This is a genomic window from Paenibacillus sp. J5C2022 (assembly GCF_025567625.1).
Classification (GTDB): domain Bacteria; phylum Bacillota; class Bacilli; order Paenibacillales; family Paenibacillaceae; genus Pristimantibacillus.
Genome location: NZ_JAOQJC010000002.1, coordinates 110,163 through 133,258, shown reverse-complemented (window position 1 = coordinate 133,258; position 23,096 = coordinate 110,163). Strand labels below are relative to the sequence as shown.

Below are 23,096 nucleotides of genomic sequence, written 5' to 3'. Positions count from 1 at the left end.
GCACCCTCTCCTATATATAATGCTATCCCTTCAACGGATAGGCTATCGTTGACATTAATGCGTTCTCCGGCTGAGTAGCATCCAGCCGGCTGTATTGAACAATGACGGGTATGTCGCTGCGAACTTCAATCGCGTAGGGAACGCCGACCGGAATCGGCGCTCCATCCTTCTGCAGCGAGCTGGTGCGGATATGCTTCGTGCGCCTGCCGGGCACCACTACGACAATATCCTCCATCGGCTCGCGATCCTCGAAAAATATCGTGCATCTGATTAGCGCTTCCTCCGATGAGCAGTTCAGCACGCAGATCGACTCATGACTGATCAGCTCGCCCGAGCTGGTCGGAGGAATATAACCGTCGGGAATGACCCAATGCTTCTCTCCTCTTGCCTGGAACATATGCCGTCCTCCCCGCTTAACGCGTGAACGCCGCAGGCACGCCGCCGTCGATCGTCAGCATGCAGCCCGTTGTTTTCTCCGCCTTGGAAGAAGCGAAGAAGGCAACGCCTTCGGCAATATCGCGCGGATAGATATTGACAAGCAACGTCGTGCGCTTGCGGTAATATTCCTCCAGCTGATCCGGCTCGATGCCGTAAGCGGCAGCGCGCTCGTTGCGCCAGTTGCCGTTCCAGATCGCGGAGCCCTGCAGAATCGCATCCGGCAGAATCGTATTGACGCGAATGCCGTATTCGCCGCCCTCGGCAGCGATGCAGCGAGCCAGATGGGCTTCCAACGCCTTCGCCGCACTGTATGCGGTAGCGTTCTTGCCTGCATAGATGGAGTTCTTGGAGCCGATGAACACCATGCTGCCGCCGGCGCTCTGCGTCTTCATCATCTTGAACGCCTCGCGGGCAACGAGGAAGTAGCCCGTTCCCAGCACATTCATGTTCAAATTCCATTCCTTGAGGGAAGTCTCGTCGAATGGGCTGGAAGTCGCCAGACCGGCGTTGTTGACAATAATATCAACGCCGCCGTAGGCAAGCGCCGCTTCTGCGTAGGCAGCCTGTACCTGCTCCTCGCTTGTCACGTCCATCTTCACAGCTACAGCGCGATTGTCGCCGTACTTCTCGTTAATCTCGACCGCTACCTTCTGCGCGCCCTCCAGGTTCAGATCCGCCAGCACAACATGAGCGCCTTCGGATACTAAGCGGCGCGCCGTCTCGCTGCCGATGCCGCCGGCGCCGCCAGTAATGAACGCCACCTTGCGGGAAAATTCCGCTTCTGCGGGAGCCAGCGTCAGCTTGTACAGCTCAAGCGGCCAGTATTCCACATTGTAGGATTCGTTCTCGCTCAAAGAAACAAAGCTGCCCAGCGCAGTCGCGCCGCGCATTACCGCAATCGCGCGATGGTAAAGCGCTCCGCTCACCTGAGACATCGCCCAGCTCTTGCCTGTATTGATCATGCCCACTCCAGGGATCAGAATGACGCGCGGAGCAGCTTCGAACATTTTATCGCCATCATGCTTGTTCCGTTCGAAATATTGCTTATATTGCTCCTTGTAATCCGCGATGCTTGCAGCCAGCTTCTCCTTCAAGCCTTCGACGTCATCCGCATTCGGCGTCCAATCCACGAACAACGGCACGACCTTCGTATGAACGAGATGATCCGGGCACGCCGCGCCGACCTGGGACAGCACTGCGGAATCCTTGCCGCCGACGAATGCCATCACATCGTCCCCGTCGTCGTAGGAGAGAATCATCAGCTTCTCGTTGCTGACCGCACCGCGCACAGTCGGCATAACCTCCGCAGCGATCGCTCTGCGGACCTCTGCCGGAAGCGCCTCATGCTTCACACCGCCGAACAGCTTCGCTTCGTCCACACGCGCCTCGATGTAAGCTTCCGCTTCATTAATAATCTTGATCGTCTGGGCGTAGCACGCTTCCGAAGTGTCGCCCCAAGTGACCAGACCGTGCTTCTCCATCAGCACGAGCTCCGCGTTCGGGTTCGCGAGCACGCCTTCGGCAATCATCTTGGACAAGGTGAAGCCGGGACGCACGTAAGGCACCCATACGAAGCGGTTGCCGAAGATCTCCTCTGCGAGCTGGCGTCCGTTGTCCGCGCAGCACAAGCTGATAATAGCGTCAGGATGCGTATGGTCCACATGCTTGAACGGCAGGAACGCATGCAGCAGCGTCTCGATGGAAGCGCGGGGATGCTTGGCGTCGATCATGCAATTGGCCAGGTAAGCGACCATATCCTCGTCCGTCATCTCCGACCGCTCGAACAGCGGGCGGATGTCTTCCATGCGCAAGCCCGTAAAGTTGCCCGCTTTCATCGTAGCCAGATCGGAACCGCTGCCTTTTACATACATGACTTCGACTTCACGTCCGCGGAAATCCTTCACAATCGTTTTGCTGGACGTATTGCCGCCTCCGAAGTTGCATACGCGGCGATCCTCGCCGATAATGTTGGAGCGGTAGACGAGCTCGTCCAATCCACCCTGCAATTGTGCCGCTTTTGATGCATTCCATAATGACTGTACCATATGAAACCTCCGATTAAGTTTATTTGTTTTTGTTTATATTTGAATCCAGTATATCATCTTTGTTTATGTTTGAATATACCCAAAACAAAAATAAACGAAGATTCCATTCCAAAAAAAGGACTCTTCCGCATAAATAAATTTGAACAATGAAAATGAACAATGTATTCTAAAATAGTTACGTTAGTTCCATTGGAGGAGGTAAAGGATGATGAACGCAATTCAGAACTGTACCGTTCTAAGCAACGGAGTGAAAATGCCTTGGCTCGGACTGGGCGTATGGAAGATGAAAGATGACGGAGAGACGGAAGCGGCGGTATCGGCCGCCCTGCAGGCGGGGTATCGCGCAATTGATACAGCTGCCGTATACGGCAACGAGCAAGGCGTAGGAGCGGCGGTTAACGGAAGCGGCATCGCCCGCGATCAAATCTTCGTCACAACGAAAGTATGGAATACCGATCAGGGATACGACACTTCCTTGCGTGCCTTCGACGAAAGCATGAAGCGGCTCGACATGGACTACGTGGATCTACTGCTTATTCACTGGCCTGTGAAAGGGAAGTATAAGGAGACGTGGCGCGCATTGGAGCAAATCTACCGCGACGGCCGCGCCCGCGCCATCGGGGTCAGCAACTTCCACATTCACCATCTTCAGGACTTGATGGCTTCCAGCGATCTCGTTCCGATGGTCAATCAGGTGGAATACCATCCACTGCTGACGCAAGAAGAGCTGATGGCCTTCTGTGCAACCAATAAAATTCAACCTACGGCATGGAGCCCGCTTATGCAAGGCAATCTGGACGTGCCTCTGCTGGCGGAGATCGGCGCCAAACATAGCAAGTCTGCAGCGCAAGTGGTGCTGCGCTGGGATCTGCAGAACGGCGTCGTCACGATTCCGAAGTCCACCAACCCTTCGCGCCTGAAGGAAAACAGCGAAGTGTTCGACTTCCAGCTGTCGGCTGAGGAGATGGCCCAAATCTCGGCGCTGAACCGCAATCAACGCTTCGGCGCCGACCCGGACAATTTCAATTTCTAATCGCGGATAGACGGAATATTGTCCATAATGCCTTTCATCGTGAAGGAGATGCACGGAACTGTGGGGGAGCTTACGGGCTCCTCTTCTTCGTATACATTATGCAATTCATATCTCTCTCCTTGCAGCACATATTGCTCCAGCATGCCGACCTTCGGCTCCACCACCCAATATTCCGGGATACCGTAACGCGCATAAGTCCGAAGCTTGTCCAGCTTGTCCCTTCTCAATGTGGAAGGGGACAGTATCTCGACGACGAGATCCGGGGTCCCTTCAATGCCGCGCATCCGAATAATGTCCATGCGGCTTCTGTGAATCATAAGCAGATCCGGCTGACGCACTTCATACGTTGATAGAATGAGATCAATTGGGGAATAGAATACGATATAGTTCATATGACAAGATTCGAATATCGTTCGCTGCATCTCGAAGCTGACCAGTTGATGCATAGAAGTCGGCCCCGGGCTCATCAGCTCCAGCCGACCGTCCGCAAGCTCGTAGCGCAGACCATCATCAATCGCAGCATAGTCGTCATAGGTCAACCGCTGCTCGCGCACCTCGGCGGCATCGCCCGCCCGAGACTTCTTTCCAGACTCCGCGTTATGACTCTGATTCTTTTCCTTTGTCATCGCACCATCACACCCCTTTAAGGAATTGAAAAAGCACCCCGGCAAAGAAACACCGCCGGTGTCGTCTTTGCGAGGTGCTTCCCTTCGCATGTTTACATATATTGTCGAATATTCCCTATCATTTGTCAACTATTTGGATGAAGTGTGTACTATATTATACTTTAGCTGCCCAAATCTCGATCTCGATTTTCAGTTCCGGCAGTCCAAGCGCCGTCAAATAACCGACCGTCATGGCAGGGTATTCCTGTCCGAACAGACGCCCCCATGCCGCATATAGATGATCCCAATCAATCGGTTCGACAGCCCAGATGTTCACCTTGATAATATTGTCGGCCGATAATCCTTCTGAATCCAGCACAGCTTTTATGTTGCTGAAAGTGTTGTCAATTTGCTCGTTCATATGATCCGGAATGCGACCGTTCCGATCTGTCCCGATCTGGCCGGAGGTGACATACAGCTCGGCGTTTCTCGGAATTTTCGTAATGTGCGTATAATGGCCTACCGGGGCAGGCATGCCTTCCGGATTTTTTCTGGTGATTTTTTCGTTATGCATGTGCAATACCTCGCTATTTTTAGAATTTCTGCCATTCTTCCCGCACTCATCTCCATAATTGGACACACTTCACCCGCGGAATGAGATTTTAGTGAAAAACAGCAGTGGAGTATCCATATCCGGCAGATAAAAAGAATAGCGATTTTTTCTTCATGATGTGAATACTCCTTTCTATAGAAATAGTAGAGGTTTAATAGGATCATATCCAAATGATACTTCTATATTGTAATCGAATGATGATATAGAAATCAAATGCATGCAGTCATAAACGCTTCAATCTCCTACGCCAGAAAGTGTGGCGGTATTCTAGCTTATCCCGCTAGTACTGCTGGATCAGCGCTTAAAGTTATTTCACCAACACGGGGTCTCCGATCACACTATACACACCGTCTACCAGAATTCTAACCTCTTCTACATCAGCAATATCCACTTCGATATCATAATAATTTTCATGCTGTACTTTCGGCACGTCATAAATAACTTCGTTTCTTTCATTAAACACTTTGATTCTAGGATTCGGACTGCGATAATTACCTGCATCGTTCTTGTCGTCATCTACCCAAATCGTCGCTTTCAATGTATGAAACTCATAATCATTCGTTACATATACCTGCAAATTGCTCTGAAAATCCCGATCATTGGAGAATCCATATTTAAACTCTATGTCCGGCCCCCGATTCAGCAGATGAGGCGTAGCGCTCGCCAACCTGTACTTATCTTTCGGACGCGCGTATTCCGTCGACATTTGAACAATCCGCTCTTCCTCTTGCTCAACGCTTTCTTCTGAATCACCCAGGTAGATCGTTTGCGTGCGGCCATCCCAAGAAACTTCCAAACCGGTAGCTTCCGCTACAGATCTGAGTGGCAAATACGTTCTGCCATTGTAGGTGATAGGCAATAATTCTGTTTCAGTTTCCGGATCAGTGGCGATAAACCGCTCACCATACAGCATAATGTTAAGACCTGAATTCAGATTTGCTTTAATCTCGCGCAATGTGCCGGATCCCCATGCGTGTCCTGCCGCGCTAAGCAAAAGTACAGCAACGAATCCAGAAACCAGCCATTTCTTCTTAAAATAGGTTTTCATTTTATTATTCCCTCCAAGTTATGAAATGTAAATAGCATCTTGACGGATGCCCTTACTACTCATGGCTGCTCATCTATAATAGTTCCGCCCCTCCGATTCTCCGGGATCTCACAATGTATCCAATCGCCCTCCTTTTTTCAGATCATATGATGGCAGAACTTGACACAATCGTACCCCCTTTCCACGCAAAAGAATATTATACAAAAGTCTACTTTTACAATCACTCCCTGCTATTTATGTTAAAATTATCATACTAGCATGGTTAATTGAGGTGATATTTGAATGAGCTATTCAAGTCATGATAATCTTCTGTTCAAGCAAGTATTGACGGATACGGACAATCGTTTTTTTGTCGGCAGAGAAAAAGAAGTACGTATTTTTAAAAATTGTCTAGCTGGCGCTTCTCGTGCCAAGAAAATTTTAAACATTCACGCTACAGCCGGAATGGGAAAAAGTTATCTTGTAGACCATTATCAAAGAATCTCGATCCAATACGGTGCACGATTCATTCTTATCAATAGCCGTGATTTCGCCCATTCGCCAGAGCACATGCTTCATCGCATATATGAATTATTAGACGGTGAGCCGCAAGAGCACTTTGACAGCAACGTTTGCATTCATCATATTAACCAGTTGGCTATGGAGCAGCTAATCATATTAGCTTTCGATACATACGAAGAAATGAAAGATTTGGATCGCTGGTTGCAAGAACAATTGATCGGCAACCTCGATCATCGTATACTCATCGTTATTTCAGGCCGTTACCCATTACAAAACCATTGGTTTGCTTCTCCGGGATGGAGAGAATTAATTGAGGATTTACCGTTGCAGGAATTTTCACATTCCCATACAATAGAGTATTTAGCCAAATATAATATAAAAGATATGACTCAGATTAATGCCATCTACAATCTGACACATGGTCATCCGCTGACTCTTTCCTTATCAGCTTCAATGATCAATCATAATCCGAACATTCGGGAAGAAACGTTTCATCCGTCAGATCTTTTTCACTCACTGACCGATCAGTGGTTAAAGGAAGTAAAAAGCGCGGAGTTACGCTACATTATAGAGAGCATCTCCTTGCTGAGGAGATTTGATCAGGACATTCTATCCTATTTATTGAAGGAAGGGGTTTCCGACGACTTATTTGAACAGATAACGAGTTATTCATTTATTCGTTTGGGGAGAAGGGGATGGATGATGCATGATTTGATGCGGAATGCCATCTCATTAAATCTTCGAAATCGTTCTCCTAAGCGCTATAAGGCAATAAACCAAGCCATAGCCGCATTTTATTTCAGACAAATTGAAGAAAATGATCTTCGCAATGATCACTCGTGGCTGCTTTCAGAGTTTTTTTATCATCTTGAGGATTATACGATACGAGCGATTTTCTATGACACTGCTTCAAACCATCATTTCCAAATTGAACATGTAAGCGGACCTGCAGCGGAAGAAGCCAGACAGTATCTGAAAAATCTTAAGCATACTTCACTTTATGAATATGCAACCTTCAGTGCTCAGCATGCTGAGGAAAGCGAAGCCGTTCAATTGATTGCTTCAACAGAATATAAACAGGCTGAAGCCGAACTGCTTACACGGCCATCATTTCTTGATTCTGATCATAATGAATATATTCTTCTAAAGCAGAGTGGTAAAATACTGGGGCTTGCCCTTGTCATACCGATTCATGAAAATAGTTTGGATTTTTTGGCAAGCGAACCGGTTACAAGAGCCTTCTTCCATAGTCTCACTGCTGAAGAAAGAGCGAAATACTGCACACCCGTTCATGAACCAAGCGGTTGGTATATAAGAATGATGGATGCGATTGACCCAAAAGATGCCGTTGCCCGCTCCGCTATACTTCAAGAACTGTTACAGATACTATTTAAAGGAAAAGTGATTGTTGCCTCTAACCCATTGCCTTTCTACCAGCAGTTATTAGAACGTTTAGGATTCCACCAAGTAGAAGGTGCCACTCACAAAGACTATGGCCCTACTCTCTCGGCACCTACGCAAATGCTGGATATAAAGTCGATGGGATTAGAAAATTATTTACAGCTACTTGCCTCAAATGTAGGCATACCGTTGCAAAAAGGCAGCCGTTCCCGATTTTCTGATCTCACTGAACGTGAAAATGAGATTGCCAATCTTATTGTTGAAGGAACGCCGAATAAGACTATTGCCGAGAAGCTTTTCGTTAGCGAGGTCACGATTAAGAAACATTTAAGCAGTATCTATAGAAAAAAACAAATTAAAAACAGAGCCCAGCTGGTGAAATTATTAATGGACGAGGCAAACAGGTGACATCACCTATCTAATCCATAATATAGACAACACCTATGGATTCGAGCATAGGGAGAAGTGTGCGCATTGGAATACTTTACAGCAAAGGTCCTATTTATAGCATTATTCATATTAATTATCCATAGCATTGAAACCCTTGCTTATGCAGTGAGGTTATCTGGAGCAAGAGTAAAACTGATTGCATCCGCGTTATCATTATTCAATATGATGGTCATCGTTTCAAGAATGGCAAATATGATGCAGCAGCCATTTACAGGCAGCTTAGTCGATTCTGCACCTCAAGAAAATGCGCTATTATTTGTGGAACAGCAATTCAGGGTCTTAATTGGCGCATCTACTTTAGGTACCATTATAGGCATCCTTTTTATGCCTACGTTTACAGCATTATTTTCCAGAGCAATTATAGATTTGGCAGCGGAACGCGGCTCTGTTACTTCCCTTATCAAAAAAAGATTTTCAATTGGATACATAAAAAGAGGTATGAAGCATATTCAATTTCCTAGAATCTCTTATTTGAAAGATATAAAGCTTAAGGAAATACCGGTACAGTTATTCTTTTTCAATATGATTGTGACATCGGTATACACAATTGGCGTATTATCGGCACTTTACGCATCATTGCTGGCTCCTGACAGAGCCGGGTCCACCATCTTGGCATCCGGATTAATAAACGGTATAGCGACTATTTTGCTGGCTTTATTTATTGATCCCAAAATTTCCGTACTCGCAGATGACGTTGTCAACGGCAGAGGTCGCTATATAAATTTAAAAGGCATTTCCGTTTTGATGATAACCTCAAGACTTTTGGGCACTATAGTCGCCCAATTGCTGTTCATTCCCGGGGCGCAATATATTGCCTGGATGACCAAATTTCTGGTTCTTTTTCAATAAGCTGCATTAAGCCTCATTACCCAAGCAGCCGTTTGCGGTATTCTCTTGGCGAAAGGCCCGAGTGACGCTTGAACATGCGCCAGAAGTGGCCCACATGCTGAAAGCCTACACAGTCCGCAATGTCAATGACCTTCAGATTGGTTTCCCTAAGCAAGCTCTCCGCATCCCTGATCCGCAGCAAAGTGACGTATTCCGTCAGCGTATAACCCGTCTTTTCCTTAAATAATCGGCTCAAATGATATTTGCTTATGTAGAATTGTTCCGAGATTCGTTCCAAAGTCAGCTCTGGAGTACGATAATGCTGACCGATAAAGTTGAGCACTTCCGCCACTTTCCTATCCTGTGGATGCCGGGGACGTTCCGGCTCCAGCTCCTCTCCCTTGAGGCGATGAACAAATATTAAAATCTCGACAAGCAGCGCTTTAACAAGAATCCCGGATTCCACTGTTTCTTTCCTTGATTCCATAACGACCCGATTCATCGCGGATGCCAAATATTCCCTCTCATTCTTTACTAACCGCAGCTGCTTGCCTTTCTCATGAAAGACGCTTCCCACAAGATATTCCAGTTCTTTCCACCATTCGCCCAAGAAGCTCTCGTTGAATTCGATCAGAATTCGCTCATGTCTGCCTTGACTCGCGTCGCTTGTTTTGTGAACGGCGTAGCGGTCAATTAAGATCAGATCCCCCGGCATGACCAGATACCTTTCGTTTTCAATGAAATAATACCTTTCTCCGCTTAGCAAATAATAGATTTCATACCGGTCATGGAAGTGCTCATGCGCCATGGAATAAGGTTCTATCCGATACTCGTATGAGGCGAAAAACTGTTTTGAACCCATTACTTGTTCCCTCCTCCACAACCCATTCACTCCAGTATAGCAAAATACGCAATCTTTTTTGAAATATCAGCAAATAAAGCAATGAATATTCAGTCATTTTGCTATATGATGATGGCCATAAGGGAATTAGTGCGAAGGGGGAATAAGGAATGAGGTTTTTCTCAGCGAATCAATATGTTGACCGGCACTATATGGGTGAACGGGAATTTCATTATCGCAAGGCATTGGAAGATGGCAATTGGAGCGACTGGCAGCAGCGGTTCCGGCAACGGCTGCGTGAGATAACAGGATTGGAGCAGCTGGCGAAGGAAACAGAAGAATTGCCCCTGGAAGCGGAAATCGTGCAGACGGTTCAAATGGACGGCTACACGCGGGAGAAAGGATACCTTCAGACGGAGCCCGGTCTGTCCATCCCCTTCTACCTGCTGCTGCCAAGCGGCGGGGAAGGGCCGTACCCGCTCGTCCTTACGCCGCACGGCCATTCCAGACGCGGCAAGGAGATCTACGTCGGCAATTATGAGACTGAGCAGGAAAGAAGCGAAGGCGTGGGTGGCGACCGCGACATTGCGCTGCAAGCTGTGAAGGAAGGCTTCGCGGCAATTGCAATGGACGTGCGCGGCTTCTGGGAGATGGGGCGCGAGGAGGAATACGCACAAGGCAAAGGCAGCTCTTGCGATCCGCTGCAGAAGCGCGCCCTCATGTTCGGCCGCACGCTGATCGGCGAGCGCGTTCACGATATGGGGCGGGTCATCGACTATGCCTCCACCCGCCCGGAGATTGACAGCAGCCGCATTGTCATTACCGGCAATTCCGGAGGAGGAACCGTATCGCTATTCACGGCGGCACTGGATGAGCGAATCGACATATGCATACCCGGCTCTTACTTCTGTACCTACCGCGCCTCGCTGTTGGCGATGCATCATTGCGACTGCAACTTTATTCCCGGTCTGCTGCAGCAAGGCGAGATGTACGATATTGTAGGATTGGTTGCGCCGCGTCCATTCCTCGCCGTTAACGGGGAGAAGGACGAGATCTACCCTTCGTTCGGAGCCAGGGAAGCCTACGAGCATGTAGAGCGGATATACGCCGCCATGGGAGCTGCCGATCGCTGTGCGATCCACTTCGGGGATGGCGGGCATCGATATTACAAGGAGCCGGTATGGCCGTTCGTGAAGCAGCAACTGGAGCGCTTGAAATAATTGGAGAACCGGACAACGATAACGCCCTCGGCAGATTAATTTCTGCCGGGGGCGTTGCCATGTGCTTGAAGATGACTCTCTTGACGACACTTCCCATATAGGCGTATGCTGAGAGCAAATCTGGCATCACTTGCATGAGTGATTTCTCTGGAGAGGTGATATCGATGAACGCAGCAAGCCGCCCATGTCTGGAAGTACGCGACGTCACGCGCAGCTTCGGCAATAAAGAAGTCATCCACACCACTTCCTTGCGCATCGAGCAAAGGGAAATATTCGGCTTATTGGGACCGTCGGGTTCTGGCAAGACGACGCTGGTCAAAATGATGGCGGGCATTGATGCGCCGACCAGCGGAGAAATCAGGATGTTGCATACGCAGCTGCCCCAATTGGCCATGATGAATAAAATCGGCTACATGGCGCAATCCGATGCGCTATATATGGAATTGACAGCGAAAGAGAACTTGGAATTTTTCGGCGCTCTATTCGCTCTTCGGGGCAAGAAGCTGAAGGAACGAATCGATTATGTAATGAGCCTGGTAGGATTGGGAGATCACCTGAATCAACCGGTGTCCGATTATTCCGGCGGAATGAAGCGGCGGCTCTCTCTGGGAATTGCGCTGCTGCATGATCCCGAAGTGCTTATTCTGGATGAGCCGACTGTCGGCATCGATCCCTTGCTGAGGCAATCCATATGGCGCGAGCTTGACTCCTTAAGCACAGCCGGCAGAACGATTATCGTGACTACCCATGTGATGGATGAAGCTGAGCGCTGTCACCGGCTCGGTCTTATCCGGGAAGGCCGGCTAATTGCGGCCGGCTCACCCGATGACCTCAAATCCCTGACCGGAAAAACCTCGATTGAAGAAGCGTTTCTCTATTTCGGAGGTGTCGACGCATGAGAAGAATACAAGCGCTCTCCCTACGGATTATCCGACAGTTCCTGCGAGACAAGCGAACGCTCGCTTTGCTCATCATGGCCCCGCTTCTGCTTCTGTCGCTCATGTATCTGGTGTTTAACGGCGATACGCCGGTCCCCAAGCTGGGAATCGTCAAGCTGCCATCCGCAATCGAACAAAGCTTAAGCAAGCAGGAGGCCGACATGACCCGCTACGACTCGGAGACCGATGCGGATACCGCGCTCGCAGCAGGTGAGATCGATGCGTACTTGCATATCCATGACAATGTGCCGACGATCAGGCTGGAAGGAAGCGATCCTGTGCGCAATCGGGCAGTCATCATGCTGGTTAGCGGAGCGCTGCAGCAGATTGCTGCGGGAGAGCACGGGATGGACGGCGGCTTCACACCTGTTTTCGAATATTTGCATGGGAGCTCGGACATGTCATCCTTTGACAGTATGGGCCCCGTTCTGATCGGATTGTTCGCTTTCTTCTTCGTGTTCCTCATTGCAGGCGTATCCTTCTTGAAGGAACGTACAAGCGGCACTCTGGAACGGTTGCTGGCCACCCCGCTCCGGCGCTGGGAGATCGTGGCCGGCTACATAGCCGGCTTCGGACTGTTCACTGGCGCACAAGCTGTGCTTGTGGCCATATACTCTATAGAAGGCCTGGGGCTTATGATGGAAGGCTCGATCTGGCTTGTATTATTGATTACTCTGCTTTTATCGATTACTGCACTCAGCTTGGGAACGTTCCTCTCCGCGTTTGCCAATACGGAGTTTCAAATGATTCAGTTTATTCCGATCGTCATCGTGCCGCAAGTATTTTTCTCCGGCTTGTTCGATTTGGAGGCCATGTCTCCGTGGCTGCGCTGGGTCGCCTATCTCATGCCGCTGAAATACGGCGCAGACGCCCTGCGCAGTGTAATGATTCGAGGCGAGGGTTGGCAGGCGATTGCAGGAGACATCGCCGTTCTGGCAGCTCTGTCCCTCTTCTTCATGGCTGCCAACGTCCTCGCATTGCGTAAGCACAGGAAAATATAATGCCGGTTCATGCACAGAATAGCTTCCCTCTCCGTTCTCAAACGGACGGGGAGGCTTTCTTGCTCTCGAGCCAATCCTCGATTATCACTTTCCGTCCCGTTCTCGCACTCTCCAGCGAAGCGAATACCATTGCCATGCTGTACAGGTTGTCCCCGCTGTGCGTCTCCGGCTTGCGCCCGTCGCGAAGAGCGTTGAACATCTCCTCCAGACAGCCGTGATGACCCGCAAGCTCCAACTGCGACACCTCGCCTTCTATCCGCGTCATCTCGCCAAGCGAGCCGTCAGCTTCCGCCGGTTGGCGCGCTTCCGCATAAGGAACGCCATAGCCGTCCCAGATTGCCGTTCCCTTCTCGCCCGTAATGCGCCATGAAGACTCCCAGGACGTATTCTCTCCTTCGGCGCACCAGGAGCCTCGATAGTTGAACACGGAGCCGTCGGACATTTCGAATATGCAGACCGCCATCGCATGGCCGGCATACCAGGAGCCTGCCGGATTAAATTCGTGACAATAGACGGAGACAGGGTTGGCGCCGCTAATGAGCCGGGCCTGATCGAACGTATGGATCGCCATATCCAGCAGCAGCGGACTGTCCATGACGTCGCGGAAGCCTCCGAACCGGGGGCCCAGGAAGAAGTCGGCTCCGATAAAGCCCACTTTCCCAATCGTTCCTGACGAAATGAGCTGTCTCAAGGAACGGATATGAGGATTGAAGCGCCTGTTCTGCATAATGGCGTGCTGGACACCTGCATGCTCCGCCATAGCGACAAGCTGCTGGCACTGCTCCATCGTCTCCGCCAGCGGCTTCTCCGCGAATACGTGACTGCCGTGCCGGAAGGCGGCGGAAGCCACGCCGTAATGGCTTGACGGAATCGTCACATCACACACAATATGCGGCTGCACCGCTTCAATCGCATGCTCCGCATTCGTATAGAACGGACACGACAAGCTGTGCTTCTCCGCCATCGCCCTCGCCGCTTCCTCTCGAATATCGACTAAAGCGACGATTTCCGTATCCGCTCTTCCGCTGACGTACTCTACCCACGCATGCGCCATTCCGCCGCAGCCCGCAATTAACACTTTCCATGGTTCGTTCATGGTATCTCTCCCTGCATTAACGATGATTTCATTTCTCCGGCAATCATAACACGTCGCTGTACACGTGTACATTACAATCATCTCATATCGGCACCCTCAGCGGCAATGACGAAAAGGATTCTTTATAAGGAACGTCGAAGTGAATAAAACAGAAGCACATACGGAAGGGGGCATATGGTGAATGAAGCTTAGAGCCCATATAGCGGGCTTAACCGAACATGCGGAATGGATAGAGGAGTTGGAGGATTATCGTACATTATTGAGTCTAGATCCCCGTTTCCCTTTTCCCCATGACGCATTCCTGCGTTATATCAAGCAGCTTGGCTTGAAGGAGAAGCAAGCGCTGTCCCTTGTACTGGACTTTCACTTCGCCAAGCGGGACACGAGAAAGTGGCCGGAGATGCTGTTCTGGAAAACGCTTAGAACGACTCTCCTGCATAGCCAGCGAGACCTGACAACACAACGCCGCTTCTTCCTTGCTCTGCTGAAACTCTGTCCCGAGTTAATAGAAGCCTTGCAACTGGAATGGGACGAGCTGATTGCGATACGGCGAGAGCATATACAACGCTATGGATACTGGTCGTATTATTGGGCGCTGCACTTCCATCACAGCCGAGCCGAGCATCAAGAGAGATGGCGGCAGGAATTGGAGAAACTGCGGAACGACTGCGACAATAGCCGTTGTGCGTTGGCTGCGGAGGATACGCGTTCATCAGTCTCCGAGACGGCAATGGTCGAGCAGGAGGGCACGAGCATGCCGCTCAACGGAGAGGCTCGAAGCAGGAAGCTGGAGCGGCTGGAGCGGAAATGCGGGAATGAAGTCGCGCTGCGCATACGGCTGGAGCGGGAGCTGGCGCAGCAGGAGAAGAAGCTGCGACAGAGCGAGCATGAGCTGGGCAGGACGTTGGCTCTATTGCGGCAGCGGGATTCGGAGCTGGAGCATGTCGAAGCCGAGCGCAAGGCGAGGGAGCAGCTGCAGCGGCACAAGGAGCAGCAGTTGCGGCAAGAACGCCATGACTGGCTGCAGGAGCGTCAATCGTTGCTGGAAGCGATACGCGAAGCGGATAGTCGCTATAAAGCGCTGGAGAGACAGCTGGAGGCAAAGGCCTGTGAGCTGAGCTTGAAGGCGAAGGAGCAAGCCCGCCATAAGCAGGCTATCGACGAGTACAGGCGGCAGCTGCACGATCAGCCGACCCTATTGGAACAGCTTGTTCGGACGCTGTACGGAGATATCGATCGCATGAACGGCAAGCTGCTTCACCCTTCGACTTCAGAAGCTGCGTCGTCCGAGGAAGCCATTAAGCTGCGACGGCGCATGCGCCAAGCGCTGGACTTGGCAGACGCGCTGGCTGACTATCAGATCGATCCCGACGACCGGACGCCGGAGCAGACCGCCGATACGGATGCGTCAGGCGTTCAGGCGAGCGGCGAAGCAATCGACTCGGACGACTCCGATCCTGGCATAGAGCAATCCGCCCCCCTGCAATTGTACAGTCAATCGCAGCCGGTTATGGTGGAAGCGGAGTCGCTGCAGGGTACCTTCTTCCGGCGAGATCATGGCGGCTTCATCCAGCTGGAGACGGGGAACTGCTTCAATATTACGGAATCGATGGTGCATCAGCTCACTCTGCAGCATGAAGCCGAAGTGCTGTGCACGCCAAGCGATCGCAGCGGCCAGCGGCAGCGTTACGAGCTGCAGCTGCAGTTCCAAGGCGACGACAGCCGCTCCCCCATACGGCAACTCGACGGCTATGTACAATCTGATGAGCGGGACGGCTGGTACTGCGTCGATATGAACGATGACCGCAACCGCTTCCCCATCCATCGCAGGGATGTAGAGATCAAGCGTCCGCTTCACGGAGATCCCTGCTCCTTCAACGTGGCGGAGGACGGGCGCTGGGCAAGATTGTCGAGACTATACCGACTGGAGTCGCAATCGGCGGAAGTTGCCGTCGGCAAGGACAGGCAGGACAGGCAGGACAAGCACACGCCACTGCAAGCGGGACGCGGCGGCAAGACGGCCGCCAGAGCGCAGGCCGGGGCCACGGCGGAGAGGAAAGCGAAGACGCCGTTCCTGGAAGGCTGCACGATCGCCATTATCGGCGGCATGCGCAAGTGGTTCGAGCATGTCGTGCTGGAGACCGGAGCCGCCCTCGTCCACGACACGGGGGAACGCCCTGAGCGGATAGCCGCGGAGCTGAGCCGCTCTCAAGCATTGTTCATGCTGCTCGCCTTCACTTCGCATCGCGCTACATGGGACGGCGTCGAAGCGGCCAAGTCCAACGGCATCCCTCACTTCACCATTCAAGGGTCCAAGTCCAACTTAAGACTGCAGCTTTGGGAGAACCGAGAGATGATACGCAGCGCCAACCGTTAAAGCTATCGGTTCGACAGAGCAGGAGCTTCCGGGGACAAAGGCATGATCATAATCATCTTTGTCCCCATCTCCCATTCGCTCTCGATCGTCAACCCGTAACGCTCTCCGAATACCATCTGAATACGGCGGTGCACGTTCAACAGGCCGATCCCGCCTTTCCTTCCCGCTTCATTCTCCGATTGCTCGGCCAAGCGGTTCCGCTCCAGCTTCTCCTTCAGCTGCTGAAGCTTCTCCGGCTTCATGCCGCAGCCGTTGTCTTCCACGCTAATCCAGAATGCGTCTTCCGTCTCTCCGGCATCGATGCGGATACTGTGATAATCCTCTATTCCGTCTGGGAACGCATGCTGGAATATATTCTCCACCAGCGGTTGAAGGGTCAATCTGACCATCTTGTAAAGCAAAAATCGGCTGTCCAGCACTTCCACAATTTCAAACGGTCGGTCAATGCGGAATTGCAGCACATTCATGTAATGGACCACATGCATCAGTTCATTGGCTACCGTGATTTCCTCCAGATCCGTTTGGACGGAGTAGCGCAGCATGAATGCCAGCGACTTCACGATTTCCGATATTTCCTCCGAATTCTGGATTGACGCGTAGCAATTGATCGTCTCAAGCGTATTGTACAGGAAGTGCGGGTTAATCTGAAGCTGAAGCGATTGCAGTTGCGCCTGCTGACGCTCCATCTGAATGACCTGATTTTTCATATCAGCCTGATACACTTCTTCCACGAGCTCCGACAGCCTGTTGACCATCAGGTTATAGCGGATCATCAGCTCCACGATTTCGTCCCGGTGGTCCGGCAACGGAATCATCTCCCACTTGCCCCGCTCCGTCTGCTTCATCCCGTTCATAAGCGTCGACACGGGTCCCGTTATCGATCTGGCGAACCGGTAAGCCAGTATGAATGCGAACAGGAAGGTGAACGCGCCAACGACGAGCATCACTGTCCGTATATCCTCTACCGGCTTCCTCAGTTCCTTCACCGGCATGGATGCGATGAGATGCCAGTCCGAATAATCGGAGCGCTCTGCCATGTACATGCGCTTCTGACCTTGCGATTCCGCATCGAACAGAGACGGCCCCGCATTCGCCAACTGGCTGGTTATCGCATCCGGGGCGGGCTGACCTACCTGACCGGCGTCGGGGTGGTAGATGAAGTAGCCATTCTTGTCCACAATATAGAAGTGGCCTTCCTCCCCCAGATCGACACCTTCCCATAGAGCGGACAGCTCCTCGGCCCGGAATTCGATGCCCAGTATGCCTTGCGAATCGAGAGATGACAGTCCCCGGATTTGACGGACCAGTGTCAGGAGCTTATGCTGCTGATCCTCCAATATGCTGGAATTCAGAATGCTTAAGCTTCCACTCTCATCCGTCAGGCTGCGAATTCTCAGCAATTGCTCCCTTGACTCCCGTTGATCGAAAAACGCCTCCTCAGGCACCTTGTTGTAGTAATAAACGGCATTGTTATGATTGCTGATAATGTAAATAACCGCAATGTCCGGCTGCCGAACAAAGGAAGGATAGGCGTATTCGTCCCGAATGAGCGAGCGGAGCTTGTAAAAATCGTATTCCGGCCGCTCTTCCGGCAGGTCGATCAATTGCTTGATCTCCCTGCTGGCCAGCAGCGACACGATCGATCTCTCGTAGGCTTTCAAATATAAGTCCGTCTGATGCACGATATTGCTTACGATCTGCTCCATATGACTTTCGGCGAGCACATCCAGCTCCTTGGAGGCAGACAAGTACGTGAACACGCCTGCACAGAGCAGGGAAATCAGGATAATCATGAAGAAAGAAAGCATAAGCTTGCGGTACAGACTGAATTTTTTCATCGTATCCCCAGCTTCATGCGGTAATCGGATGGCGATATGCCGTAACATTTTTTAAACGTTTTGGTGAAATGGGGATAGTCTTCGTAACCGACTTCGGATGCGATGTCGAATATGCGGTAATGCGGGATGGCGAGCATCTCCTTCGCGCGTTCCATCCGTTTCTTGATCCGGTATTGCACGAATGTTTCGCCCGTCACCTTCTTGAATAGCGCGCTGAAATAAGTCGGTGTCAATCCAACCAGATCCGCCACCTCGTCCAGCGTCAAATCCTGTTTGAGTCTCTCGTCGATATAATTTCTCGCCTCTTCCATCGGGTCCTTGTACTTCCCCGTTCTGGTCGCGGCAAGGTGCTCGACGATGCCGGACAGCACTTCCTCGAACTGGTCCATCACATTCTGGGCTCCGGCGGCATGCAGCTTGAGTCCGCCCTTCACAGCGGGCGTATAGCTTCTCTCTTGCAACTTCTGCCTCAGCAGCTCCAGACAGTCGGTCAGCACATCCTTCAGATGGCTGGCGTTGCGGCTGGCGGTCAGACAATATTGTCTCCATTCCGCCATCAACCCCTTCAATTCATCGTTCTGCTGCGACCATATGCAGTTCTCTGCCTTGCCGATCCATTCCATATATCTGGATACGGGAATGTAGCCTTTGTTGGATTCCTGCGCCAACTGATCGATAATGGCGAACAGATCGGACTTGGAAACCGGTTTCAACAAATAGTGCTTGACGCCGTACTGAATGCACTTCTGCGCATAATCGAAATCGCTATACCCCGACACGACAATCGTCTGAATGAGGGGATAGCGCTCGCTCATCTGCTTGCAAAGCTGCAGCCCGTCCATTCTGGGCATGCGGATGTCGGTCATGACGATGTCCGGCTGCGCCGTCTCCAGCTCGCGAAGCGCATCTTCGCCGTTGCCCGCCGTACGGATTTCCGTAAAGGAAGGCTCATAGGATGCCGCCATAGCCAGCAGCCCCTTGCGAATAACGGGTTCATCATCCACGATCAGTAAGCGCATAACGACAATCACTGCCTTTCCGAAATGGAGTAGCCGGCTCTTACGATTTGATGGAGCCGATAAGCAAGCCCTTGACGAAATACTTCTGCAAGAACGGGTAAACGAAAACAATCGGCACGGTAGCGACGACAATGACCGCCATCTTGATGCCTTCCGGAGATAACTGGACATAAATTGCCGAGAGAGGGTCCGTCTCGTACACATCAGCAACGATGATCTCCCTCAGCCGCACCTGCAGGGGCATCAGCTTGCGGTCGTTCAAATAATAGATCGCCTCCGCGTAGCGATTCCAGTGCCCAACGGAAAAGATGATCGTCATCGTCGCCAATAAAGGCTTGGACATTTTCATTACGATATGCCATATTATACGCGCTTCTCCGCATCCGTCAATTCTGGCGGCATCGATAAGCTCAACTGGCAAATGCATGAAGAACGAGCGCATAACAAATAATGTATAAGCGCTGATCGCCATAGGAATCATGAGCGCCCATAGCGTATCAAGCATGCCCAGACTTTTGATAACCAGAAAATTCGGAATGAGCGGAGCCGAGAAAACGAGCGTAATGAGAATCATGACCAGAATCGGCTTGCGAAGCACGAATTCCGTCCGGGATAGCGGATAGGCAAGCGTCGATGTCGCAACCAGATTGATCAGCGTGCCGACGGCCGTGATGATGGTGCTGATTAGAAACGCCCGCCAAATTGAAGAATCCCCCAATATCACGCTGTAGTTCGCTATCGTGAACTCAACGGGCCAGAAGGATACCTTCCCCGTCGCAATCGCTTTATTGCTGCTGAAGGATTGTGCAACGATGTGGACTAGCGGCAAAATCATGCTGAACCCCAATCCGGATAAAAATATCAGGTTACATGCGTTGAAAGCTCTCTGCCATTTCGTCATTGTCATGCCTGCTGTCGCCCCGATTCTGTATCCCATTAATACAACCCGCTGCCGGTAGCCTTCTTGCTGAGTGTATTGCCGATCATTAGAAGCGCCAGGCCAACGACGGATTTGAACAGGCCGATTGCCGTCGTATAACTGTACTGCTGGCCGACCAGTCCCGCCGTGTACATATAAGTATCGATAATTTCCGCATTCCCCTTGTTGAGCGGATTCAGGAAGATATATACCCGTTCAAATCCGTAATCAAGAAAGTTGCCTACATGCAGCAGAAACAGGATGACGATGGTCGGCATGATGGACGGAATCGTAATGGAGAAGGCTTGCCGCACGCATCCTGCCCCGTCGATTTGCGACGATTCGTACAAGTCGGGATGAATACCCGCAATAGCCGCCAGATAGACGATCATTCCCCATCCGCTTTCCTTCCATATGCCCGAGCCGATAATGATGGAACGGATAAATGCCGGCTCTCCCAAGAAGTATACTGGCTCCGCCCCGAATAGCGAAATCAACTCGTTGACCAGTCCCGTCGACGGCGACAACAGCCCGATAATCATCCCCCCGACAACGATCCAGGATAAGAAGTGAGGCAAATAGAGGGCCGTCTGAATGAACCTCTTCAGCATGACGAGACGCAGCTCGTTCAGCAAAATGGCTAAAATGATGGGGACAGGGAACGCAAAGATCAAATCGTAGGCGCTAATCAACAGGGTGTTTTTCAAGATGAGCAAAAAATCGGTAAAAGCGAACATCCGCCGGAATTGGTCAAAGCCTGCCCAGGGACTGCCCGTGATTCCTTTGAAAATACTGAAATGTTGGAACGCAATCGCGGACCCCAGCAAAGGAATATAGCGAAATACAAGGAAGAAAAGAATGCCGGGCAGTGCCAGCACGTATAAAATCCAGTATTTTCGCATAAATCGTAGGAGCTGCCACGTCGTGTCGAATAGCCTCTTCTGCCCAGCCCCAGTACTTGGCATAATGTTCCTCCCGTCCGTCATGGGCTCGTTCACCATTGATATTACTATGCAGGGAACAGGCATGCACATGGCGAAAAGTATAAGTTGATTGTGTTTTTTTACGATAAGCACAGCCGTAAGCGATTGCAACAATCGTAAAAAAACACAATCATAAATAATTTTCTCCATTCTCCGCGTATTCGAAGCGATAGTACAATTAACAATATATATGTATAGAAAGAAGGGGATAAATTGAAAAAGGTGTGGCTATCCTTTCTCCTTCTGCTCGCTTTCACCGTGCTGGGTTGCTCGGTCAATATGGCTGGCGCCGGGAAAGCGGACAAAGGTTCGACAGCCGCAGACAAGACGAATACAGACAACATGTTGCGCTTTTCCATCTCTTATCCCACTACGATTGCCAGCGGCTACCCGTCTCGTGTAGACTTGCAGAACGAAAAATGGATAAAGAAACAGGAAGAGCTGTTTAACGTTTATATGGATACGCGAGTTGTAGAGGATGTCAAAATGGGACATATGTTCGCGGGAGGCTCGCTTCCGGACGTGGTCGGCGCAATCGGAACGCCGTCCAACCCGTCCATGTCGGGCTCTGTCGAAGCGGGATTGTTCCAGCCTTTGACACAGCTGCTCAAGGAGCATGTGCCCGACCTGTACCATTACGTGCCTGAAGCGGCCTGGGATGCTGTGACGCTGAACGGAGAAATATACGGGCTGCCTGGCTTCCTCAGCAATCCGTCCCGAAGAGCCACCTTTATACGGATGGATTTGCTGAAGAAGACCGGTAAGGAAGTACCCAGAACGATTGAGGAATTCGTCGATGTGCTGCGGGCGTTCAAAACAATCGGCGTTCAGCATCCTTACGCCATGCGCGAAAACTTCAAATATGCGGACATCGTGCTGGGCGCTTTCGACGTACTTCCCTATCGGGATCAATTCACGGTCATAGACGGCGAAGTCGTCCCAAAGTTTTTTCAGACGGACAAAATGATGCAGGCATTGCAGACGCTGAAGGACATGTACGACGAAGGCCTTATTGCGAAAGATTTCGCGACGCTTACCGCATCGGATTTCTTCAATAATATAGAGAGCGGCAATGCCGCCATATGGTCGCAAAATGCGGTAGCTCTTACCGGGTTCTCGAACAATATTCGCCAAGTCGAGCCAGCCGCCGAAGTGCGGATTATTCCTTCCCCCATCGGGCCCGACGGCGAAGGCGGCTATTTCTACTATTCTCCTGTCGTCACTTCCTTCTATATTAATAAAAACGTTGAGGAAGAGCGGGTTATCGCCATATTGAAGTTTTTTGAATGGCAAGCGCTATCCGAGGAAGCGCAGCTGTTCTATACTTTCGGTGTGGAAGGCGAGACCTATGCCGTCAATGATGACGGCAGCATCGATTATTATGGCGCTCCCAAGACGAGGTCGGGTTGGCAGGAAGAAAGCTGGCGCAGCGGCGTGCTGTGGGCCGTCCGCGATATGACGATGAACCGTCTGCTGTATGAGACGACAGAGGACGGACGCCAGATTATGCAAGCGTTCGATTCCATCCTGCAGCATGAAGGCAGGGGAGGAATCGGCTTCTATCCCGAGCTCGAGACGATAACCGCTTATCCGGAGCTGGCATTCCCGCAGCAGGATGTAGGTCCGTCATTCATAATCGATAATATGGTGCAGATGGTGTACGGGGCAAGACCGATTGCCGATTGGCCGAAGGTGCTGGAGGAATACCGCGCAAGAGGCGGCGACGAGATTATACAAGAAGCTACGACGCGCTATTTTAACGAGGAAGGCACTATTCATCTGCAGGAACAACGATTACGTCCATGAAGACGCAGCCGGCAGTCCGTGACGCATTCACGACTGCCGGCTCTTGCATGCCCATCATCGTTATTCTTTACAGCTATGAACAGAGTAAATAGGGAG

Annotated in this window: 19 protein-coding genes; 8 read left to right on the top strand and 11 right to left on the bottom strand. The window is 51.1% G+C overall.

Features of this window, described 5'->3' with window-relative positions:
- Positions 1-22 precede the first annotated feature (22 nt).
- Both M6D81_RS02370 and M6D81_RS02365 read right to left on the bottom strand, forming a co-directional pair.
- Positions 23-397 (bottom strand): sensory rhodopsin transducer, encoded by a 375-nt coding sequence (locus M6D81_RS02370; protein ID WP_262675199.1) that lies wholly within the window; start codon positions 395-397, stop codon positions 23-25.
- Positions 398-413: 16 nt separating this feature from the next.
- A complete protein-coding gene (locus M6D81_RS02365; RefSeq protein ID WP_262675198.1) occupies positions 414-2,483 on the bottom strand; it encodes a bifunctional aldolase/short-chain dehydrogenase in 2,070 nt (689 codons plus the stop codon).
- Between the two features lie 205 nt (positions 2,484-2,688).
- On the opposite strand from M6D81_RS02365, the gene M6D81_RS02360 reads away from it, so the two are divergent.
- Positions 2,689-3,516 (top strand): aldo/keto reductase, encoded by an 828-nt coding sequence (locus M6D81_RS02360; protein ID WP_262675197.1) that lies wholly within the window; start codon positions 2,689-2,691, stop codon positions 3,514-3,516.
- Here M6D81_RS02360 and M6D81_RS02355 read toward each other — a convergent pair.
- The 3 genes from M6D81_RS02355 to M6D81_RS02345 form a co-directional block, all read right to left on the bottom strand.
- On the bottom strand, positions 3,513-4,142 hold the full coding sequence (locus tag M6D81_RS02355; RefSeq protein ID WP_262675196.1) for a Uma2 family endonuclease: 630 nt from the start codon (positions 4,140-4,142) through the stop codon (positions 3,513-3,515). The genes M6D81_RS02360 and M6D81_RS02355 overlap by 4 nt on opposite strands.
- Before the next feature lie 154 nt (positions 4,143-4,296).
- A complete protein-coding gene (locus M6D81_RS02350; RefSeq protein ID WP_262675195.1) occupies positions 4,297-4,695 on the bottom strand; it encodes a RidA family protein in 399 nt (132 codons plus the stop codon).
- A gap of 346 nt (positions 4,696-5,041) precedes the next feature.
- On the bottom strand, positions 5,042-5,782 hold the full coding sequence (locus M6D81_RS02345; RefSeq protein WP_262675194.1) for a copper amine oxidase N-terminal domain-containing protein: 741 nt from the start codon (positions 5,780-5,782) through the stop codon (positions 5,042-5,044).
- A 282-nt stretch (positions 5,783-6,064) separates the two neighbouring features.
- On the opposite strand from M6D81_RS02345, the gene M6D81_RS02340 reads away from it, so the two are divergent.
- Complete coding sequence (locus M6D81_RS02340; protein ID WP_262675193.1) at positions 6,065-8,092, top strand: LuxR family transcriptional regulator; 2,028 nt, start codon at positions 6,065-6,067, stop codon at positions 8,090-8,092.
- A 66-nt stretch (positions 8,093-8,158) separates the two neighbouring features.
- Positions 8,159-8,983, top strand: a complete 825-nt coding sequence (locus tag M6D81_RS02335) for a lipid II flippase Amj family protein (RefSeq protein ID WP_262675192.1) — start codon at positions 8,159-8,161, stop codon at positions 8,981-8,983.
- 16 nt (positions 8,984-8,999) lie between these two features.
- On the opposite strand, the gene M6D81_RS02330 is transcribed toward M6D81_RS02335, so the two are convergent.
- Positions 9,000-9,824: an AraC family transcriptional regulator gene (locus tag M6D81_RS02330; RefSeq protein WP_262675191.1), complete on the bottom strand. Its 825-nt coding sequence runs from the start codon at positions 9,822-9,824 to the stop codon at positions 9,000-9,002.
- A gap of 149 nt (positions 9,825-9,973) precedes the next feature.
- Here M6D81_RS02330 and M6D81_RS02325 point away from each other — a divergent pair, with 149 nt between their 5' ends.
- From M6D81_RS02325 to M6D81_RS02315, 3 genes are all read left to right on the top strand, one after another.
- A complete protein-coding gene (locus M6D81_RS02325) occupies positions 9,974-11,023 on the top strand; it encodes an alpha/beta hydrolase family protein (protein WP_262675190.1) in 1,050 nt (349 codons plus the stop codon).
- 164 nt (positions 11,024-11,187) lie between these two features.
- Complete coding sequence (locus tag M6D81_RS02320; RefSeq protein WP_262675189.1) at positions 11,188-11,922, top strand: ABC transporter ATP-binding protein; 735 nt, start codon at positions 11,188-11,190, stop codon at positions 11,920-11,922.
- Positions 11,919-12,962 (top strand): ABC transporter permease, encoded by a 1,044-nt coding sequence (locus tag M6D81_RS02315; RefSeq protein WP_262675188.1) that lies wholly within the window; start codon positions 11,919-11,921, stop codon positions 12,960-12,962. The genes M6D81_RS02320 and M6D81_RS02315 overlap by 4 nt, the downstream gene beginning before the upstream one ends.
- 37 nt (positions 12,963-12,999) lie before the next feature.
- On the opposite strand, the gene M6D81_RS02310 is transcribed toward M6D81_RS02315, so the two are convergent.
- Positions 13,000-14,058 carry a Gfo/Idh/MocA family protein gene (locus M6D81_RS02310; RefSeq protein WP_262675187.1) on the bottom strand — a complete coding sequence of 353 codons (1,059 nt, stop codon included), beginning with the start codon at positions 14,056-14,058 and terminating at the stop codon, positions 13,000-13,002.
- A gap of 181 nt (positions 14,059-14,239) precedes the next feature.
- Between M6D81_RS02310 and M6D81_RS02305 the strand changes: the two genes are divergently transcribed.
- Positions 14,240-16,435 (top strand): hypothetical protein, encoded by a 2,196-nt coding sequence (locus M6D81_RS02305; protein ID WP_262675186.1) that lies wholly within the window; start codon positions 14,240-14,242, stop codon positions 16,433-16,435.
- Positions 16,436-16,437: 2 nt separating this feature from the next.
- On the opposite strand, the gene M6D81_RS02300 is transcribed toward M6D81_RS02305, so the two are convergent.
- From M6D81_RS02300 to M6D81_RS02285, 4 genes are read right to left on the bottom strand one after another with little or no spacing between them, the layout of a single operon-like run.
- Positions 16,438-18,273 carry a cache domain-containing sensor histidine kinase gene (locus tag M6D81_RS02300; RefSeq protein WP_262675185.1) on the bottom strand — a complete coding sequence of 612 codons (1,836 nt, stop codon included), beginning with the start codon at positions 18,271-18,273 and terminating at the stop codon, positions 16,438-16,440.
- Positions 18,270-19,292 carry a response regulator transcription factor gene (locus tag M6D81_RS02295; RefSeq protein WP_262675184.1) on the bottom strand — a complete coding sequence of 341 codons (1,023 nt, stop codon included), beginning with the start codon at positions 19,290-19,292 and terminating at the stop codon, positions 18,270-18,272. The genes M6D81_RS02300 and M6D81_RS02295 overlap by 4 nt, the downstream gene beginning before the upstream one ends.
- 40 nt (positions 19,293-19,332) lie before the next feature.
- Positions 19,333-20,229: a carbohydrate ABC transporter permease gene (locus tag M6D81_RS02290; RefSeq protein ID WP_262675183.1), complete on the bottom strand. Its 897-nt coding sequence runs from the start codon at positions 20,227-20,229 to the stop codon at positions 19,333-19,335.
- Positions 20,229-21,176: an ABC transporter permease gene (locus M6D81_RS02285; protein ID WP_262675182.1), complete on the bottom strand. Its 948-nt coding sequence runs from the start codon at positions 21,174-21,176 to the stop codon at positions 20,229-20,231. Before M6D81_RS02285 ends, M6D81_RS02290 begins: the two co-directional genes overlap by 1 nt.
- 240 nt (positions 21,177-21,416) lie before the next feature.
- Here M6D81_RS02285 and M6D81_RS02280 point away from each other — a divergent pair, with 240 nt between their 5' ends.
- On the top strand, positions 21,417-23,000 hold the full coding sequence (locus tag M6D81_RS02280; protein ID WP_262675370.1) for a type 2 periplasmic-binding domain-containing protein: 1,584 nt from the start codon (positions 21,417-21,419) through the stop codon (positions 22,998-23,000).
- Positions 23,001-23,096 lie beyond the last annotated feature (96 nt).

Bases quoted from the DNA above. Each gene is read 5' to 3' on its own strand.
- M6D81_RS02370 (WP_262675199.1), bottom strand. From the start codon at position 397: ATGTTCCAGGCAAGAGGAGAGAAGCATTGGGTCATTCCCGACGGTTAT.
- M6D81_RS02365 (WP_262675198.1), bottom strand. From the start codon at position 2,483: ATGGTACAGTCATTATGGAATGCATCAAAAGCGGCACAATTGCAGGGT.
- M6D81_RS02360 (WP_262675197.1), top strand. From the start codon at position 2,689: ATGATGAACGCAATTCAGAACTGTACCGTTCTAAGCAACGGAGTGAAA.
- M6D81_RS02355 (WP_262675196.1), bottom strand. From the start codon at position 4,142: ATGACAAAGGAAAAGAATCAGAGTCATAACGCGGAGTCTGGAAAGAAG.
- M6D81_RS02350 (WP_262675195.1), bottom strand. From the start codon at position 4,695: ATGCATAACGAAAAAATCACCAGAAAAAATCCGGAAGGCATGCCTGCC.
- M6D81_RS02345 (WP_262675194.1), bottom strand. From the start codon at position 5,782: ATGAAAACCTATTTTAAGAAGAAATGGCTGGTTTCTGGATTCGTTGCT.
- M6D81_RS02340 (WP_262675193.1), top strand. From the start codon at position 6,065: ATGAGCTATTCAAGTCATGATAATCTTCTGTTCAAGCAAGTATTGACG.
- M6D81_RS02330 (WP_262675191.1), bottom strand. From the start codon at position 9,824: ATGGGTTCAAAACAGTTTTTCGCCTCATACGAGTATCGGATAGAACCT.
- M6D81_RS02325 (WP_262675190.1), top strand. From the start codon at position 9,974: ATGAGGTTTTTCTCAGCGAATCAATATGTTGACCGGCACTATATGGGT.
- M6D81_RS02320 (WP_262675189.1), top strand. From the start codon at position 11,188: ATGAACGCAGCAAGCCGCCCATGTCTGGAAGTACGCGACGTCACGCGC.
- M6D81_RS02315 (WP_262675188.1), top strand. From the start codon at position 11,919: ATGAGAAGAATACAAGCGCTCTCCCTACGGATTATCCGACAGTTCCTG.
- M6D81_RS02310 (WP_262675187.1), bottom strand. From the start codon at position 14,058: ATGAACGAACCATGGAAAGTGTTAATTGCGGGCTGCGGCGGAATGGCG.
- M6D81_RS02305 (WP_262675186.1), top strand. From the start codon at position 14,240: ATGAAGCTTAGAGCCCATATAGCGGGCTTAACCGAACATGCGGAATGG.
- M6D81_RS02300 (WP_262675185.1), bottom strand. From the start codon at position 18,273: ATGAAAAAATTCAGTCTGTACCGCAAGCTTATGCTTTCTTTCTTCATG.
- M6D81_RS02295 (WP_262675184.1), bottom strand. From the start codon at position 19,292: ATGCGCTTACTGATCGTGGATGATGAACCCGTTATTCGCAAGGGGCTG.
- M6D81_RS02290 (WP_262675183.1), bottom strand. From the start codon at position 20,229: ATGGGATACAGAATCGGGGCGACAGCAGGCATGACAATGACGAAATGG.
- M6D81_RS02285 (WP_262675182.1), bottom strand. From the start codon at position 21,176: ATGCCAAGTACTGGGGCTGGGCAGAAGAGGCTATTCGACACGACGTGG.